General features: G+C 59.5%; 16 protein-coding genes. 12 read left to right on the forward strand and 4 right to left on the reverse strand.

Translation table 11 applies throughout. The annotated features are described in order from the left end of the window. Positions 1 to 102: 102 nt before the first annotated feature. The 5 genes from M0814_RS21020 (at position 103) to M0814_RS21040 (ending at position 5,334) form a co-directional block, all read left to right on the forward strand. A complete protein-coding gene (locus M0814_RS21020) occupies positions 103 to 1,407 on the forward strand; it encodes a homoserine dehydrogenase (RefSeq protein ID WP_003221992.1) in 1,305 nt (434 codons plus the stop codon). Between the two features lie 66 nt (positions 1,408 to 1,473). After that, positions 1,474 to 2,883 carry a threonine synthase gene (thrC, locus tag M0814_RS21025; RefSeq protein WP_003221994.1) on the forward strand — a complete coding sequence of 470 codons (1,410 nt, stop codon included), beginning with the start codon at positions 1,474 to 1,476 and terminating at the stop codon, positions 2,881 to 2,883. A gap of 119 nt (positions 2,884 to 3,002) precedes the next feature. Beyond that, entirely contained in the window at positions 3,003 to 4,355 is a 1,353-nt protein-coding gene (locus tag M0814_RS21030) for a transporter substrate-binding domain-containing protein (protein ID WP_103485369.1), read from the forward strand. Positions 4,356 to 4,482: 127 nt separating this feature from the next. Beyond that, complete coding sequence (locus tag M0814_RS21035; RefSeq protein ID WP_103485370.1) at positions 4,483 to 4,890, forward strand: response regulator; 408 nt, start codon at positions 4,483 to 4,485, stop codon at positions 4,888 to 4,890. A 162-nt stretch (positions 4,891 to 5,052) separates the two neighbouring features. Continuing rightward, positions 5,053 to 5,334, forward strand: a complete 282-nt coding sequence (locus tag M0814_RS21040) for a DUF3509 domain-containing protein (protein ID WP_003221998.1) — start codon at positions 5,053 to 5,055, stop codon at positions 5,332 to 5,334. Between the two features lie 174 nt (positions 5,335 to 5,508). On the opposite strand, the gene M0814_RS21045 is transcribed toward M0814_RS21040, so the two are convergent. Together M0814_RS21045 and M0814_RS21050 are read right to left on the reverse strand one after the other, a co-directional pair. Continuing rightward, entirely contained in the window at positions 5,509 to 6,468 is a 960-nt protein-coding gene (locus M0814_RS21045) for a TIGR02285 family protein (RefSeq protein ID WP_177434736.1), read from the reverse strand. Next, a complete protein-coding gene (locus M0814_RS21050) occupies positions 6,416 to 7,615 on the reverse strand; it encodes a CaiB/BaiF CoA-transferase family protein (RefSeq protein ID WP_103485371.1) in 1,200 nt (399 codons plus the stop codon). The genes M0814_RS21045 and M0814_RS21050 overlap by 53 nt, the downstream gene beginning before the upstream one ends. 146 nt (positions 7,616 to 7,761) lie before the next feature. Here M0814_RS21050 and M0814_RS21055 point away from each other — a divergent pair, with 146 nt between their 5' ends. From M0814_RS21055 to M0814_RS21070, 4 genes are all read left to right on the forward strand, one after another. After that, the gene (locus M0814_RS21055; protein WP_003222001.1) at positions 7,762 to 8,304 is read left to right on the forward strand and encodes a YaeQ family protein; all 543 of its coding nucleotides are present in this window, start codon (positions 7,762 to 7,764) and stop codon (positions 8,302 to 8,304) included. Positions 8,305 to 8,359: 55 nt separating this feature from the next. Next, positions 8,360 to 10,069 carry a single-stranded-DNA-specific exonuclease RecJ gene (gene recJ / locus M0814_RS21060; RefSeq protein ID WP_103485372.1) on the forward strand — a complete coding sequence of 570 codons (1,710 nt, stop codon included), beginning with the start codon at positions 8,360 to 8,362 and terminating at the stop codon, positions 10,067 to 10,069. Between the two features lie 268 nt (positions 10,070 to 10,337). Further along, a complete protein-coding gene (locus M0814_RS21065; protein WP_003222005.1) occupies positions 10,338 to 11,444 on the forward strand; it encodes an NADH:flavin oxidoreductase/NADH oxidase in 1,107 nt (368 codons plus the stop codon). An 83-nt stretch (positions 11,445 to 11,527) separates the two neighbouring features. Next, positions 11,528 to 12,061 (forward strand): GNAT family N-acetyltransferase, encoded by a 534-nt coding sequence (locus M0814_RS21070; RefSeq protein WP_103485373.1) that lies wholly within the window; start codon positions 11,528 to 11,530, stop codon positions 12,059 to 12,061. Positions 12,062 to 12,186: 125 nt separating this feature from the next. Here M0814_RS21070 and M0814_RS21075 read toward each other — a convergent pair whose 3' ends face one another. Then, positions 12,187 to 13,815 carry a glucan biosynthesis protein D gene (locus M0814_RS21075; RefSeq protein WP_103485374.1) on the reverse strand — a complete coding sequence of 543 codons (1,629 nt, stop codon included), beginning with the start codon at positions 13,813 to 13,815 and terminating at the stop codon, positions 12,187 to 12,189. Positions 13,816 to 14,208: 393 nt separating this feature from the next. Between M0814_RS21075 and M0814_RS21080 the strand changes: the two genes are divergently transcribed. From M0814_RS21080 to M0814_RS21090, 3 genes are all read left to right on the forward strand, one after another. Next, a complete protein-coding gene (locus tag M0814_RS21080) occupies positions 14,209 to 14,394 on the forward strand; it encodes a hypothetical protein (RefSeq protein ID WP_041063212.1) in 186 nt (61 codons plus the stop codon). A gap of 357 nt (positions 14,395 to 14,751) precedes the next feature. After that, positions 14,752 to 16,005, forward strand: coding sequence for an ATP-binding protein (locus tag M0814_RS21085; RefSeq protein WP_103485375.1), 1,254 nt, complete (start codon positions 14,752 to 14,754; stop codon positions 16,003 to 16,005). A gap of 2 nt (positions 16,006 to 16,007) precedes the next feature. Further along, positions 16,008 to 16,634: an RloB family protein gene (locus M0814_RS21090; protein ID WP_003222016.1), complete on the forward strand. Its 627-nt coding sequence runs from the start codon at positions 16,008 to 16,010 to the stop codon at positions 16,632 to 16,634. 43 nt (positions 16,635 to 16,677) lie between these two features. Here M0814_RS21090 and M0814_RS21095 read toward each other — a convergent pair whose 3' ends face one another. Then, a complete protein-coding gene (locus M0814_RS21095) occupies positions 16,678 to 18,162 on the reverse strand; it encodes an amino acid permease (protein ID WP_103485376.1) in 1,485 nt (494 codons plus the stop codon). Positions 18,163 to 18,293 lie beyond the last annotated feature (131 nt).

The raw sequence follows: 18,293 nt of genomic DNA on the forward strand, positions 1-18,293 counted from the left end.
TCATGGTCCGGCGGTAACTTCGCCGGGCCATTAATAGAGAGCCGCGAACACGCGGTTGTTTTCCGGCCGACCTTGCGTCGGCCGTTTCATGGGGAGTTCACAGTGAATCCGGTCAAAGTAGGCATCTGTGGGTTAGGGACCGTCGGTGGCGGTACCTTCAACGTACTTCAGCGCAACGCCGAGGAAATTGCTCGTCGTGCCGGGCGTGGGATCGAAGTGGCACAAATTGCCACGCGCACGCCAAAGCCTCAGTTCCAGACGACCGGTATTGCGATTACCAACGATGTCTTCGAAGTGGCCACGAACCCTGAGATCGACATCGTCATAGAGCTGATGGGCGGCTACACCGTTGCCCGCGAGCTGGTACTCAAGGCCATCGAGAATGGCAAGCATGTGGTCACCGCGAACAAGGCACTGATTGCCGTTCACGGTAATGAAATTTTCGCCAAGGCACGCGAGAAAGGCGTGATCGTGGCGTTTGAAGCGGCCGTGGCCGGTGGCATTCCGGTGATCAAGGCGATCCGTGAAGGCCTGTCCGCCAACCGCATCAACTGGGTCGCCGGGATCATCAACGGCACCGGCAACTTCATCCTCACCGAAATGCGCGAGAAGGGTCGCACCTTCGAAGACGTGCTGGCCGAAGCGCAAGCGCTGGGTTACGCCGAAGCCGATCCGACCTTCGACGTCGAAGGCATCGACGCAGCGCACAAGCTGACGATTCTGGCGTCGATCGCGTTCGGCATTCCGCTGCAATTCGACAAGGCTTACACCGAAGGCATCACCAAACTGACCACTGCTGACGTGAACTACGCCGAAGCGCTGGGCTACCGCATCAAGCACCTCGGCGTGGCGCGCAGCACCGCGGCCGGTATCGAGCTGCGGGTACACCCGACGCTGATCCCGGCGGATCGTCTGATCGCCAACGTCAACGGCGTGATGAACGCCGTGATGGTCAACGGTGACGCTGCCGGTTCGACGCTGTTCTACGGTGCCGGTGCGGGCATGGAGCCGACCGCTTCGTCGGTGATCGCCGACCTGGTGGACGTGGTTCGCGCCATGACGTCCGATCCGGAAAACCGCGTACCGCACCTGGCCTTCCAGCCGGACTCGCTGTCGGCGCATCCGATCCTGCCGATCGAAGCCTGCGAAAGCGCCTACTACCTGCGCATCCAGGCCAAGGACCATCCGGGCGTACTGGCCCAGGTGGCGAGCATCCTCTCGGAGCGCGGCATCAACATCGAGTCGATCATGCAGAAGGAAGTCGAGGAACACGACGGACTGGTGCCGATGATCCTGCTGACCCACCGCGTGCTGGAACAGCACATGAACGATGCGATTGCCGCTCTGGAAGCCTTGGCCGGCGTCAACGGTCCGGTTGTGCGGATCCGCGTCGAGCACCTGAACTAAGTCGCCATCGTTGCCCGGACCCGTGCGCGGGTCCGGCATTGCGAACACTCTGCATTGGAGTCAGTCATGCGTTACATCAGTACCCGCGGTCAGGCACCGGCCCTGAATTTCGAAGACGTCCTGCTGGCCGGTCTGGCCACTGACGGCGGTCTGTACGTCCCGGAAAACCTGCCACGTTTCACCCAGGAAGAAATCGCCTCCTGGGCCGGCCTGCCGTATCACGAGCTGGCTTTCCGCGTCATGCGCCCGTTCGTCACCGGCAGCATTCCTGACGCCGATTTCAAAAAGATCCTCGAAGAAACCTACGGTGTGTTCTCGCACAGCGCCGTTGCGCCGCTGCGTCAGTTGAACGGCAACGAATGGGTGCTCGAGCTGTTCCACGGCCCGACCCTGGCGTTCAAGGACTTCGCCCTGCAACTGCTCGGTCGGCTGCTCGATTACGTGCTGGAAAAGCGCGGCGAGCGCGTGGTGATCGTCGGCGCCACCTCGGGTGACACCGGTTCGGCCGCCATTGAAGGCTGCAAGCATTGCGAAAACGTCGACATCTTCATCCTGCACCCGCACAACCGTGTGTCCGAAGTGCAGCGTCGGCAGATGACCACCATCCTCGGTGAGAACATCCACAACATCGCCATCGAAGGCAACTTCGATGACTGCCAGGAAATGGTCAAGAACAGCTTCGCCGACCAGAGCTTCCTCAAGGGCACGCGCCTGGTCGCGGTGAACTCGATCAACTGGGCGCGGATCATGGCCCAGATCGTTTACTACTTCCACGCAGCCCTGCAGTTGGGCGGCCCGGCACGTTCGGTGGCGTTCTCGGTACCGACCGGCAACTTCGGCGACATCTTCGCCGGTTACCTGGCACGCAACATGGGCCTGCCGATCAACCAGTTGATCGTCGCCACCAACCGCAACGACATCCTGCACCGCTTCATGAGCGGCAACCAGTACGTCAAGGAAACCCTGCACGCCACGCTGTCGCCGTCGATGGACATCATGGTCTCGTCGAACTTCGAACGCCTGCTGTTCGACCTGCACGGTCGCAACGGCGCGGCGATTGCCGGTTTGATGGATTCGTTCAAGCAGGGCGGCGGTTTCAGTGTCGAGCAAGAACGCTGGACTGAAGCCCGCAAACTGTTCGACTCGCTGGCCGTGGACGATGCGCAAACCTGCGAAACCATTGCCGAAGTCTACGCGCAGTGCGGCGAAGTGCTGGATCCGCACACCGCCATCGGCGTCAAGGCCGCACGCGAATGCCGTCGCAGTCTGGACATCCCGATGGTGATCCTGGGCACGGCGCATCCGGTGAAGTTCCCGGATGCCGTAGAGAAAGCAGGTGTAGGAAAAGCTCTCGAACTGCCTGCACATCTTTCTGATTTGTTTGAGCGAAACGAGCGCTGCACCGTTTTGCCAAACGAACTGAAAGCCGTACAGGCCTTTGTCAGCCAGCATGGCAACCGCGGCAAGCCGCTGTAAGTCGAAAAAGCTGTCACATTTTGAAGCCCGTCTCCTGACGGGCTTTTTTGTTTCTGCTGCCACACTGCTCGGGTTTTCGCCCATGAAGGACGGGTGAGTCGATCACGAAGGAAGTGGCAATGCTGTTTGAAAGAGGATGGAAACACACCCTGAAGCGGGTACTTCTGTTATGCCTGTTGTGGGGTTGGCGCGTGGGTGCGGCGGCGCACCTGGCGCATGATGAAGAGCAGTTGAACATCGGCACCGTGGTGCTGGATGAGGAAGAGCTGCAATGGATCCGGGATAACCCGACGGTGATCGTGGCAGCGGAGCAGTACCCGTTGTACCTGTTCCTGGATGAGCACGGTCACTGGAGTGGCCTTAACAGTGATGTGCTCAAACGCATCAGTGCCATGACCGGATTACAGTTCATCTACCGGGAATCCTTCTCGACCGCGCAGATGCTCGAGCGCCTGGAAACCGGTGCAGCGGACATGAGCACGACCCTGGCGATGAATGACGAGCGCAGATCGAGTCTGGATTTCAGCCATGCCTTTGGCGGTGCCGGCTGGGTGTTTGTCGGCCGTACCGGCGAACCCGGGCTGCATTCGTTGGAGCAGTTGGCCAAACGGGTGCTGGTATTACCTGGCCGGCACGCGCTGGAGGGGATGATCCGGCGCGATTATCCGTCCATCGAATTACGTTCGGTCAAAACCTATGCCGAGGCGCGGGCGTTGGTCGAAAGCGGCGAAGCCTATGCCACCATCGAAAACGAAATCGGCGCGCAACTCTACCCTTCAGGCCTGCTGAAGGTCGGCGAACTGCTGGAGGGCAAGTGGGAGGCCGATCTTCTGGCGGTGCGCAGAGGCCAGCCGCAATTGCTGAGCATTCTGAACAAGACCCTGGAAGCATTCCCGGCCTCAGAGCTACGAGCCATTCGCCTGAAATGGCTGGGCGGCATCGGCCAGAAGCCGGCCGCCGCCGGTTGGCAGCACTGGCTCCGCTCGAGTTGCTGGGGTGTGGTTCTGGTCGGGGGCTTTTGTGTGATGTCGCTGTTATGGAATCGACGAATGGCGGCCGTGATCAAACAGCATCGAGACGTGCAAAGCGAACTCGGCGATCAATTGGTGTTCCAGCGTGCGTTGATTGATGCCATGCCTGATCCGGTGTTCGTTCGTGACCTGGAGGGGCGCCTGATTCTGTGCAACAAAAGTTATGAAGAGGCGTTGTCGATCCGCTTTGAACAGGTGAAAGGATGCCGCTTGATCGACGTCGATGCGCTGCCACGAGCCACTGCCGGGATGCTGCATGATGAGTTCATGATTCAGTTGAGGACACGCAGAACCCGCTTCAGCAGACGCCGTCTGCAATTCAATAATGGCAATCGGGAAATCTATCAGTGGACCGTGCCGTTCTACAGCGCGAAAGGCGAATTGCGAGGCCTGCTCGGCGGCTGGACGGATATCACTCAGCGCTACGCAACAACGGTATGACATCGCAGTGATACAGGGAAATTTCCTATGTCACGCGCCTCCTTTTCCGATGGGGGACTGAAGGAGGCTGCCCTAAAGTGGGCGGCAACTGCGGACAAATCCGCGATTGCCGTTTCCGAGGTCGCCCATGCGCTCGCTCAAAGTCCTGATTCTAGAACCTGATCCTTATCGAATGATGGCGTTGCACCAGATGCTCAACGCGGTCGGCATCTATGACGTACTGACGGCGCCGTCGCTGGCTTCGGCGCGCTGTTCGCTGGAGCGTCGTACCCGGGTCGACATCGCGATCTGCGATCCGCAACTGGAAGGCGGAGAAGGCCTGGCACTGATCCGGCATCTGGCGGCCCGACGGGAGGCCAGCGCCGTCATCCTGCTGGGGCGGATGGCACCGGGTCTGCTGAGCGATCTCGAAAGCATGCTGCACGCTCAGGACCTGAAGCTGCTGGGGCGCCTGCAGACGCCGGTCTCGGCGGTACTGATGCGCGGGTTGCTGGACAGCTACCTGCAAACGGCAGCCCATCCGTCGGGTGCCTGAACCGACGGTTTTGTTTCTGTCATCTTCACCGTGCATTCTTTGACAGACCGCTAACTGCTCCGGGAGCAGCGCGGTATTCAGAACTTTCTTCTCGGGCGGGTGGTCATTTATTGTGAACACGCCCCAGGCACAATGTTTTCGGACTATTGAGTGGAGATCGAGATGGAAAGTATCAGTCTATTGCTCGGTGAGGCTCTGAGCCCGTACCAGGTCACGTTGACTCCGTGTGGCGCCCATGGCGAATGCCTGGTGACGCTGAAGAACAGCAACGGGGCCATCGTGGTGGAGCGCGAATTCAATCAGGCGCAATTGACCGACAAGCGCCTGCTGACCGATGTGGTCGACGGTCTGCACCGTGATGTGCTGATCGCCGAAGGTCGACTGGAGCCCTGTGTGATCGCGGCTTTGCGCAATGCAGCGTTGGATAAGCGCGCGGCACTGTAAAGATGAAATATTTTTTGTGGGAACCTTCCTGCACTCCCGTCAGTCAGACCCCATAACAGCAGGATCAAGCATTGTGCTCCGGTGCTTGTCGCTTGCTGCTACGGGTCTTTATGTAGACCACGTTTAACCCCGAGTCGTCTCCCCACTTCTCGGGGTTTCTTTTGCCCGCAGGTTTTATTGCGCGGTCTGCTGCTCGAAAAACATCCGCGCCTGTTGCAGGTAATCCGTGCGCATCTCGGGATCCAGCCAGTCGGCGTACGACTGGTCAAGTTGCGCATGGGGCAGGGTACGCAGCAGTTGGTTGATCTCGCTGATCGCCTGACGGCCCTGGGGCGTATCGGAACATCCGACATAGCCAGACAGATACTTGCCGGTGCCGCGAATCGGGTAGAACACCAATTCATCTTCGGCAATTTGCGCCTGCTGCGCCTGATAGCGGATTTCCGGCCAGTAACCCAAAACCACTTGCAGACGCCCCAGACGCTGCATCGACAGCAGGCTGCTCAGGGCATCGTTGCCGTAATGCGGCGTCAGTGCGCCGCCGGGTGCCTGCTTGAGCAGATTGTCGAGAAATTCGCCGTAACTACGCTCTGCGACGACCCCGACCTTGATTTCGCCATTGGCCAGAAATGCCGTCAGATCGACTTCGCCATCGACCAGGTAAGGTGCCAGTACGTCGCGATCTTTCTGCCGCACCACCAGACCATTGCTGACAGCGCGAAACGCCGGGATAGAGAAGGCGATCCATTGCGTGCGCTCCTTGCTCCAGATCAGCGAGGGGTCGCAGGTGAAGGACGGCTCGTGCAGCATCTGCATGCCGCGGGCGCGATTGACCCGCATCAGCGTGTGTTCGTATTGCGGCATGCCAGCGATCAGCATCGGCAGCAGTTGGTCGATGACGCCTTGGCCCTTTTTCGGGCCTTCGAAGATGGTCAGGGGCGGCAGATCGCGCAGTAACCAGATCAGCGTCGGTTTTGCCTGCGCCCAGGCGGGCAGAATCAGCAGAAACAACAGGCCGAACAGCCGCCACGTCCACCAGTGGTGGGCGCGGTTGGCGTCCGATGTCTGGCGATGTTTCAGGTTAAATGGCTCCGTCTGCGCGCAGTCGGGCGATCTGCTGTTCGTCGTAGCCAAGATCGTGCAGTACCTGCGCATTGTGTTCACCGAGCTGCGGCCCGACCCATTCGGAAGAGCCCGGTGTCTCAGAGAGTTTCGGCACGATGCCCGGCATCTTGAAAGGCTTGCCGTCCGGCAGTTTCGCCTGCAGGAACATTTCCCGGGCGAGGTACTGCGGATCGCTGAACATGTCTTCGGCACTGAAGATCCGGCTGGCCGGTACATCCGCCTGATTGAGCAGGTCGAGCACATTTTGCAGCGGCAGCGAATTGACCCAGCGGTCGATCACGCCATACAACTCGTCGCGACGACTGTCGCGCCCATCGTTGCTCGCCAGCGTCGGGTCGTTGGCCAGATCCTCGCGGCCGATGATCAACATGAAGCGCTTGAAGATCGCGTCGCCATTGGCACCGATCTGCACGTGCTTGCCGTCGGCGCTGGTGTGGATCGATGACGGCGTGATGCCCGGCATGATGTTGCCGGTGCGCTCGCGGATGAAACCGAACACGTCGAACTCCGGCACCATGCTTTCCATCATGGCGAAAATCGCCTCGTACAGCGCCACATCGACGACTTGGCCAAGACCACCGTTAACCTCGCGATGACGCAGCGCCATCAGCGCGCCGATCACGCCCCACAGCGCGGCAATCGAATCGCCGATGGAAATCCCGGTGCGCACCGGTGGCCGGTCGTCGAAACCGGTGATGTAGCGCAAACCACCCATGGACTCGCCGACCGCGCCGAAGCCCGGTTGATCCTTCATCGGCCCGGTCTGGCCGAAACCGGAGAGGCGCACCATCACCAGTTTCGGATTCAGCGCGTGCAGGGTTTCCCAGCTCAGCCCGAGTTTTTCCAGCACGCCGGGGCGAAAGTTCTCGATCAGGATGTCGGCTTCGCCGAGGAGTTTTTTCAGGATCGCCAGACCCTCGGGGTGCTTGAGGTTCAGCGTCAGCGACTTTTTGTTGCGCGCCTGGACGAACCACCACAGCGAGGTGCCTTCATACAATTTGCGCCACTTGCGCAGCGGATCGCCGCCGTCGGGCGATTCGATCTTGATCACTTCGGCGCCGAACTCGCCGCAAATGCGCGAGGCAAACGGCCCGGCAATCAACGTACCCAATTCAATGACTTTCACACCGCTGAGCGGTTTGTTGGCGAACGGCATACTGAATCCTGTAGGACAAGGCTGAGCGGATACAGCGTTTTAACATAGCCGGCTGTCAGACGCCGCAGGTTGATCGCCATCAATTCGATGATTGCCTACGGCATCGGTTAGACTTGCCGACTTTCCTCGTATCAAGAAGCCCGTTCATGGCCCAGCCGTCTACCACGTACAAATTCGAACTGAACCTCACCGACCTCGACCGTAGCGTCTACGAGAGCGTCAAGCAGACCATCGCCCGTCACCCTTCGGAAACCGAAGAACGCATGACCGTGCGGCTGCTGGCTTACGCCCTCTGGTACAACGAACTGCTGTCGTTTGGCCGTGGTCTGTCGGACGTGGATGAACCTGCGCTGTGGGAAAAAAGCCTGGATGACCGCGTTCTGCACTGGATCGAAGTCGGTCAGCCGGACGCCGATCGTCTGACCTGGTGCTCGCGTCGTACCGAACGCACCAGCCTGCTGGCCTACGGCAGCCTGCGCGTTTGGGAAGGCAAAGTGGTACCGGTGGCCAAGAACCTGAAAAACGTCAACATCGCCGCCGTGCCGCAAGAGGTGCTGGAAACCCTGGCCAAGGACATGCCGCGCGTCATCAAGTGGGACGTAATGATCAGCGAAGGCACGATCTTCGTCACTGACGATCGTGGTCAGCATGAAGTCCAGCTGGAATGGCTGGCCGGTGAACGCGGCTGATCCTGCGTCGTTCACTGATTAATCCCACGTATTCAAGAGAAGTTTCCGTTACCCCATGCGTATTGATCCTCGACCGTTGCCTGCCACGCTGCCGTTTCTCGGTGACCTGCCACCTTTGCTGACGCGTTTGTACGCCGCGCGGGGCGTGCAGTGCGAGGCGGAGCTGGATAAAAGTCTGGCGCGGCTGATTCCGTTCCAGCAGCTCAAGGGCATCGAGGCGGCGGTGGATCTGCTGGTGACGGCGCTGGAGCAGCGTCAGCGGATTCTGATCGTCGGCGACTTCGACGCCGATGGCGCAACCGCCAGTACGGTCGGCGTGCTCGGCTTGCGTCTGCTGGGCGCGGCGCATGTCGATTATCTGGTGCCGAACCGTTTTGAATACGGCTATGGCCTGACCCCGGAAATCGTCGAAGTCGCCCTGACCCGCGAGCCGCAGTTGTTGATCACCGTCGACAACGGCATCTCCAGCGTCGAAGGCGTGGCCGCGGCGAAAAAGGCCGGGCTCAAGGTGTTGATCACTGACCACCACTTGCCCGGCGATGAACTGCCGCAGGCCGATGCTCTGGTCAACCCGAACCAGCCAGGCTGTGAGTTTCCGAGCAAGGCGCTGGCCGGGGTCGGGGTAATTTTCTACGTGTTGATGGCCTTGCGCGCGCGCCTGCGCAGCCTCGGCTGGTACGAAAGCAAACCGCAGCCGAACATCGGTGAACTGCTGGATCTGGTGGCGCTGGGCAGCGTCGCCGACGTGGTGCCGCTGGACGCCAACAACCGGATTCTGGTGCATCAGGGCCTCGAGCGGATTCGCGCCGGGCGTGCCCGTCCGGGGATCAAGGCGATTCTTGAAGTCGCCAAGCGTGACGCGGCGCGGATTACCTCCACAGACCTGGGATTCATCGTCGGCCCGCGTTTGAACGCGGCGGGGCGTCTGGACGACATGAGTCTCGGGATCGAATGCCTGCTCACCGCCGACGCCAATCTGGCCCGGGAAATGGCCGCGCAACTGGACGGCATGAACCAGGATCGCAAATCCATCGAGCAGGGCATGCAGCGCGAGGCGTTGGCCCAGCTCAAGGACTTGCCGGTGGAGTCGATGCCGTTCGGCCTGTGCCTGTTCGATCCCGAGTGGCATCAGGGCGTGATCGGCATTCTCGCCTCGCGCATGAAAGAGCGTTATTTCCGCCCGACCATTGCCTTCGCCGATGCCGGTGACGGTTTGCTCAAGGGCTCGGGCCGTTCGGTGCAGGGCTTACACATCCGCGATGCTTTGAGCGTGGTGGCGGCGCAGCATCCGAACCTGATCGCCAAGTACGGCGGTCATGCGATGGCGGCCGGCCTGACCTTGCCGCAAGAGAATTTTCCGCTGTTCGCCGAGGCTTTCGATGCCGAAGTGCGTCGGCAACTTCGCGAAGAAGACCTGACCGGGCGGATGCTCTCGGACGGCACGCTTGCGGTCGAGGAGTTCCACTTGGAGCTGGCTCGCGCATTGCGTCATGCCGGGCCTTGGGGCCAGCACTTCCCGGAGCCGCTGTTCCATGGCGTGTTCCAGTTGGTCGAGCAGCGAGTGGTCGGCGAGCGGCACCTGAAAGTGGTGCTGAAAAGCGAGTGCGGTTCGGTGAAGCTCGATGGCATTGCCTTTGGTATTGACCGTGACGTCTGGCCGAATCCGACCATTCAGTGGGTCGAGCTGGCCTACAAGCTCGACGTCAACGAGTTTCGTGGCAACGAGACGGTGCAACTGATGATTGCCCACATCGAACCGCGCTGACGCCATTCGCGAGCAAGCCCGCTCCCACAGGTACAGTGTTGCCCCTGTGGGAGCGGGCTTGCTCGCGAAGGCGGTCTTTCATACACAGAATTGCTCTGAACCCTCCCTCATCCCCGGTTGTCGACTAGGCTCTAAGCACTGCTTGATTGGCCTTGTGACGTCTTGTCGAATTTTTTGCCCGCGGGGGCGGGTGCTGCACCTTTTCCTGTCACTCGTCGACTTTTCAAACAGAACCCTGGAGCCTGCCCACTGATTTGAGAGGTGCCCCATGAGTCTGCTGCTCGAACCCTTTACCCTCCGCCAACTGATCCTGCCCAACCGCATCGCCGTGTCGCCGATGTGCCAATACTCCAGCGTCGACGGTCTGGCCAACGACTGGCATCTCGTGCACCTGGGCAGCCGCGCGGTGGGCGGCGCCGGCCTGATATTCACTGAAGCCACGGCGGTCACCGCCGACGGGCGGATCACCGCTGAAGACCTCGGTTTGTGGAACGACGAACAGATCGAACCGCTGCAACGCATCACCCGCTTCATCACCGCTCAGGGCGCTGTTGCCGGCATTCAACTGGCTCACGCCGGGCGCAAGGCCAGCACTCATCGGCCATGGATCGGCAAACACGGTAGCGTCAAACCGGAGGATGGCGGCTGGACCCCGGTCGGGCCATCGCCGATTGCTTTCGATCCGCAACACACACAACCGAAACAGCTTGATGAAGGGCAGATCGCTGAGGTCATTCAGGCCTTCGTTGCGGCCGCCAAACGCGCGTTGACCGCGGGTTTCAGCGTGGTCGAGGTACATGCCGCCCACGGTTATCTGCTGCATCAGTTTCTGTCACCGCTGAGCAATCAGCGCCGCGATCAATACGGTGGTTCGTTCGAAAACCGCATTCGGCTGGTACTGCAAGTCACCGAGGCCGTTCGTGAGGTGTGGCCGCAAGAGCTGCCGCTGTTCGTCCGGGTCTCGGCCACCGACTGGGTTGAAGACGGCTGGAACCCGGATGAAACCGTGGAACTGGCGCGTCGCCTCAAGGCACTGGGAGCGGATCTGATCGACGTCTCCTCCGGTGGTACCGCCGCCAACGCCGAGATTCCTGTGGGGCCGGGTTATCAGACGCGCTTCGCCGAACGGGTGCGCAAGGAGTCAGGCATTGCCACCGGCACCGTGGGCATGATTACCGAGCCGGCGCAGGCCGAGCACATTCTGCGCACCTGCCAGGCCGACATCATCTTCCTCGCCCGCGAGTTGCTGCGCGATCCTTACTGGCCGCTGCACGCCGACGATGATCTCGGCGGGCGTCAGGCGGTGTGGCCGGCGCAGTATCAACGCGCGACCCATCGTGATCAGCCGATCCACGAGTCTGATCTGCGCGATTGATTTCAAACCGACGTAACGTCTATAAAACCCGCCATTGAACCGGCGGGTTTTTTCTTGCCTGCCATTTGCCAAGGAAGTCGAGCATGTTGATCGAACGAGAACTGACCGAACACGACTTGCCGCTGCTGGCGCAGATCGACCGCAGTGAGCTGGTGGAAGAGTGCTATCGCCTGGAGAACGGCGTGCTGGTGCTTTACCCGGCACGTTTCGACATGCGCGGATGGCCGGAAGGGGAGGCCGAAGAAAATGCGCGGGCGCTGGCGAAGTGCTTGCGCCGAGGTGGCTGGTTATACGGGGTTTTCGACGGGCAGGCGCTGATCGCGGCGGTGGTTGTGGATAACCAGGTTATTCACAATCAGGGACTGAGCATGCGGCAGATGAAGTTTCTGCACATCAGCCGCGACTACCGGGGGCAGGGACTGGGGGCGAAGTTGTTTGCGCTGGCCTGTGAGCAGGGGCGGCGGTTCGGTGCCGAGGCGTTGTATGTCTCAGCCACTGAGTCGCGCAACACCGTGGAGTTTTATCAGAGACAGGGTTGCCGGTTGGTTGATCAGGCGGATCCGGAGTTATTCGCTCTGGAACCCTGCGATATCCATTTGTATTTGCCGCTGACCTGACGGACGCCATCGCTGGCAAGCCAGCTCCCACAGTGGTCGGTGTCGATCACGAAATTTGTGTACGGCACCGAACTTGTGGGAGCTGGCTTGCCAGCGATGAGGCCCGATCAGACGCTAGACAACCTTCAAGGATACTTGCGCTTGTCCGGTGCCGGCGGGAAGTACTGGTACAACCAGGTCTCGCTCAACGTGCGGTCATTGGTGCGGATGAACAGCCGCAGCTCTACCGGATCGACGCTGTCGCTGGTCGGGTACCAGTCGAACAGGATCCGGTAACCCTTGATGTCATCGAGCACCAGCACGCTGAAGTCCTGCACCTTGCCGTTGGAGCAGGTGACCACCGGTTCGATCCCGGTGCCCTGCGGCAGGCGATCGAGACCGCCGCCGGTGAAGTCCACGGCAAAACGCCGCGCCCAGACTGGCGGGTAATGCTCGCCCGGTGCCCAGCCTTCGACGAATCCACCCATGCCCGAACGGGTCGCATGTACTCGCGCCAGCGGCGTGCCGACCGGTGGCAGGGCGCTCCAGTAGAGCTTGTAGCCATAGTTCAGCGAGTCGCCTGCGGCCACTGGCTTCTTCGGCGTCCAGAACGCGACGATGTTATCGAGCGTTTCGCCGGTGGTAGGAATTTCCAGCAGATCGATGGAGCCTTCGCCCCACGCGGTTGTAGGCTCGACCCACAGGCTCGGGCGTTTGCTGTACCAGTCGACGGTGTCCTGATAGTTGGCGAACTCGTGGTCGGTCTGCACCAGACCGAAGCCCTTCGGATCGGTGTCGGCGAACGCGTTGAACTGCAGGGTCGCCGGGTTGTTCAGCGGACGGCAGATCCACTCGCCGTTGCCGCGCCACATCGCCAGGCGATCGGAGTCGTGAATCTGCGGGTGGATGGTGTCGCACATGCGGCGTTCGTGGGTGCCGCAGCTGAACATGCTGGTCATCGGTGCGATGCCCAGTTGTTCGATGGCGGTACGCGCATTGATGTGGGCGTCGATTTCCATCACCACGCGCTCGGCCTGGCAATCGATGTCGAAGCGGTATGCACCGGTGGCGCTCGGCGAGTCGAGCAGGGCGTAGACCACGAAGCGAGTGGCATTCTGATCCGGGGTCTCGAACCAGAATTTGGTGAAGTCCGGGAATTCTTCGCGCTTTTTCGCGTAAGTGTCGACGGCTAGACCACGGGCCGAGAGGCCATATTGGCCAGTGGCATCCACCGCGCGGAAATAGCTGGCGCCGAGGAACGACACCACGTCATGGCGATCCAGCTCCGGCGCCTTGAACAGCTTGAAACCGGCAAAGCCCAGGTCACCCTTGAGCTGCTGGGTATCGACCGAGGTGTTCTCGTAGTTGAACAGCGTCGGGCGGAAATGCACTTCGCGCGCGGTCCGGGTCTTCGGATCGACGCTGTACATGCGCACCGGTTGACGGAAACCCATGCCGACGTGGAAGAACTGCACGTCCAGCTGACCCTTGTTCTCTTTCCACAACGAATGATCGCCGTCGTAGCGGATCGCGTTGAAGTTCTGCGGGGTCATGGTCGCCAAAGTCGGCGGCAGCACCTGTTTGCTGTCCTGATAGGCCGTTCCGGCCAATTGCTTGGCTTGGCGCTTCAGCGCTTCGAAGTCGAAAGCCTGGGCCTCGCCATCGGCGGCGCCACCATTGGCTGCCCAGGCACGGGCGGCCAGCAGGCCGGAAGCCGAGAGACCGGTGTAAGCCGCAATGGCCATCGACGCTTTGAGCAAATTCCTGCGGTGCATAAATACAACCTGTCGTGAGCAATCCCGCGCCTTTCCTGGCACGTGCTGGATCAGAAATTACGGTTCGGACAAGCCTTCGGCCAAACGCAACGGACTATAAACAGATGCCGGCTAGCTTAAACGGTTCGCTCGCGTTGCAAAATTCGTTGATACACACCGACAGAGTGTCAATGAAACAAGACATGTCGGTTAAATGTCCGACGGCACTTTCTGATTTACAGGGCATTTCTGCTTTTTTCGACTAATTACTCTAAAAACCGCTTTTCAGCGCCGATTAAATTTCTATTCTATGAACATGGCCGGCACGACCGGCGGGGCACAGGCGCTGCTGTAAGGGGCAGGGCGATGTGGTGATCAAGCAATTCTTCGAAGTATCAGAGAAGGACATCGTCCATGGCAAAAATACAAGGCATCGCCGAAATGCTCGGCATCTTTCCCTGCCTGAGCAGCGGACGCAGAAGGCGTCGTTTGAGTTCTGAAGAGCTGAAGCTGGTGGAGCGTTATCGCGAGTTGTCGGAGAGTGACCGGATTGCGATGCGGTATCTGGTGGATGCGATGCGGAGTGTTTCGCGGTTTTAGTGTTTGGATAGCCACTTGTGGCTAGGGAGCAAGCTCCTTAGCCACAAGTTTGTTGTTCGGGTGAGCATCAGCGACAAGTAGCCAACACCGGATACGGCTTCTGGCCGTGCGTCAACTCCAGCACTTCAAGCCTCTGACCCCGGACTGCTGAATCTGCAGTAGCGGGATAAACGCCATTGTTCAGGCGCTAGCGGCGCCAAGTCCAGGTGCAAGTACAGCGTAGGAAACAGTACTTTTTCGCGAAGGCTGTATCTGTAGGAAATGCCTGTTTTTGCGCTGTCTGCAGCCGGCCTGCATCTGGGGCGCGTTTTTTCATTTATTTATGGAGATCCATGCAACGAACTGCAGGTTTTCTCCATGCTGATCGAATTTTCGGTTTCCAATTATCGCTCGTTCCGTGACAGGCAAACCCTGTCCATGGCAGCAAGCCCGCGCTTGAGCAAAACCCGAAACACTTTCAACGTCACCACGACCACTGAAAAACTTCCGGACCTGCTCAAGGTCGCTGCCATTTATGGCCCGAACGCTTCAGGCAAGTCCTCACTAGTTCGTGCGATGGGGATAGTGAGCAGGTTGCTGGCGACGCCAGCAGGCATCCAGGATGACGTGTTACCCGTTGCATCCTTTCGCTTTGACGCAGCGCTCAAAGAGTCTCCCAGCATTTTTGAATACGATTTCGTGCAATGTGGGCTGCGCTACCGATTTGTGCTCGCGTTGACGGCACAGCGAATTGTTCATGAACAATTGCTCTGCTATCCAAAAGGAAAAGAGACTTTGCTGTACGACCGTCAAGTTGATACTCAGGGCGAGCATTACACCTTTGGTAAAACTCTTGAAGGCGGTAAAGACGTACATTGTGCCTGGGGGCGTTTGACCAGTCCTAAGATGCTGTTCATCGCGCAAGCCGTTATCCATAGCAGCGAAGAGCTGACCCAGTTGCGCGCACCGTTTTGCTGGTTTCAAAGAGGCCTGCTGGTGGTCGAACAGAGCAACATGCGCAGCCTGTCTTCTGCATCGATTCGCTTTCTTCAGATGGCTGAAAGTCATACCAGCGATCTACGCGAATTTCTCTGTGCTCTGGATATTCCTGTATCAGCCATCCAGCTCAGTTCGGAACATTCTGTGGCGCCTCCAACCAACAGAAAAATGACATTGAAGGAGTTCGTTGCGGCTGCACAAGGAGACAGATTGACCCTTACGCACTCCAGTATCTCAGGCGAAGCCGAATTCGATTTTGCCGAAGAGTCATGCGGTACCAGGAGCCTGATCGGCTTCTGGTTGCCTTGGTTCATGATGAATCAGGCTGGTGGCAGCGGCGTTCTCTGTGTCGATGAGTTGAACAGCAGTCTGCATCCTGAAATTGTCGTGGACTTGATTGGCAAACATTTGGACAGCGGGCTGAATACCCAGTTGATTTTCACCACTCACGACACGCACCTGATGAATGAAAAGATTCTGCGGCGTGATCAGTTCTGGATTACGGAACGTGATGCTTACGGTGCGACGAGTCTGTTTTCCGTTCACGACTTTGAAGGCCGAGAAAGCGAGGACGTTGAGAAACGTTATTTCGAGGGACGCTATCGCGGGCTGCCGCTGATCAGGCAGGGCTGACAATGGTGAGTTTGAACAAGTCGTTTGATCGAAAAGCGTCACGCTTCAAACCGCAACCCAAAGTGCTTGTGCTCTGCGAGGACAGCAAGTCGGGAAAGCGTTATCTGGAGGAAGCCGCATTTCACTTTCGGGCCAGGGCTCAGGTTGAGATCGTCCACTGTGGTGTGACACACCCGAGCGGTATCGTAGAGCGGGCAGTGATGCGGCAGAAACGCTTCGACAAGGTATTTTGTGTATTGGATCGCGATACGCATCTGTGCTTCGAGCGTGCGTTGAGGACGGCCAAATTGCATCCAAAAATCAACGTCATCGCATCGTATCCGTGCTTCGAGTTCTGGCTCCTTTTGCACTTTGGCTTCAGTCGGAAGCCATATCGGGCCGCCGGGAAAAACTCCCCAGGTGATCTGGTGAACAAGTGCTTGAGGACTAAGCCGGATATGGCGGGTTATGAGAAGGGCAGAGACATCAGTTATTTCACCCGGTTGCTGGGTGAGCCGTTCCAGCGGGCGAGAACGCTTGCGCCGAAAGTGCTTGAGGATGTCGCGGTCAGTGGTGAGCCCAATCCCAGCACGGAAATCCATTTGCTGATGGATGAGTTCGAGACATTATCCAAGCCTCAACTCATCTAGCACCCTGCACCGGCCCGCATCCTTGCGGGCCGGTTGCTGATATTTAGCGACTCACCTTCCACGCATCCCCAGCCGGCGCCTTCCCATGGTCATACGGCTTGCCGATCCACATATAAACCAACCCCAGCCCAATCACGATCGCGGTGCTCAACACCATCGCATAGTTCACGTACCACGCCGCATCCGGCGTACGTGGCCAGGCCATGTTGATGATTGCGCCGACGCCATACACCAGCGCGCCGATGTTCACGGGCCAGCCCCACGCGCCGAGGGTGAATTTGCCGCTGGGTTTCCAGCCTTTCATTCGCGCGTACAAAGCGGCCAGTACGATCATCTGGAACGCGAGGTAGATGCCGATCGCCGCGAAGCTGACGATGGTGGCCACGGCGTCTTGCAGGAAGAAGCCGAGGGCGATGATCAGGGCGGGCAGGACGCCGGACACGAACAGCGCGGCAACGGGCACCTGGGTCGTAGGAGAAATCTTTTTCAGCAGTCGGCTGCCGATGACCATTTCATCGCGAGCGTAGGAGTACAGCAGACGACTCGCCGCAGCCTGCAGGCTGATGACGCAGGAGATGAAGGAAATCATTACCACGCCCATCACCACTTTCGAGCCGATCGGGCCGAAGGCGTTGTTGAGGATGGTGGTGACCGGGTCCTTGTCGGTGCCGTTGATCACCGCTTGCATGTCCGGCACGGCGAGGATCAGCGCCAGGCAGGCGAACATCGCCGCGATGCCGCCGATGTAGATGGTCATGCGCATGGCCACCGGGATTTTGGCGCTCGGGTTCGGGGTTTCTTCGGCAACGTCGCCGCAGGCCTCGAAGCCGTAGTAGAGGAACATCCCCGCCAGCGAAGCGGTGAGGAACGCCGGCAGGTACGAGCCGTCGACGCGGATGTCGAAGGTGTTGAACAGCACGCTCAGCGGCTGGTGACGCTCGAAGATCAGCAGGTACACGCCGACGATTACCGCGCCGACCAGTTCGCAGAGGAAGCCGAACATGGCGATGCGCGCCAGCACTTTGGTGCCGCTCAGATTGACCAGCGTGGCGAACAAGGTCAGCACCAGCGCGATGACGATGTTGGTGTTGTTGCTCGGTTCAAACCCGAGCATGGCCGCCAGATACGGGCCGGCACCCACGGCCACCGCCGCGATGGTCACGCACAGGGCGATGGAGTAGATCCAGCCGACCATCCACGCCCATTTCTTGCCGACCAGACGCCGTGCCCATGGATAGACACCGCCGGAAATCGGGAACTGCGAGACCACTTCGCCAAAGATCAGGCACACCAGCAACTGACCACAACCGACCAGCAAGTAGGCCCAGAACATCGGTGGCCCGCCGGCCGCGAGGCACAGGCCGAACAGGGTATAAACCCCTACGACCGGTGACAGATAGGTGAACCCTAAAGCGAAGTTTTCCCACAGGCTCATGCTGCGGTTGAAGTTCGAGGTGTAGCCGAGTTTGCGCAGTTGTTCGGCATCGCTGTCGGCAATGGCGGCCGAGAGTTCGGGTGAGGCACTCATGTGTTTTGCTCCGGGAAATCGGCAGATTTCGGATGGCCGAGGCCGTGGCGGGGCTTTGCGGGCGCCGCCCGGGTCGGTAGTTATTGTTTTGGGATCCTGGTGGTGCGTAATGCCGGTTTCCTTCCTGAAAC

It is taken from the genome of Pseudomonas sp. MWU12-2020 (assembly GCF_023100605.1).
Classification (GTDB): Bacteria; Pseudomonadota; Gammaproteobacteria; order Pseudomonadales; family Pseudomonadaceae; genus Aquipseudomonas; species Aquipseudomonas fluorescens_H.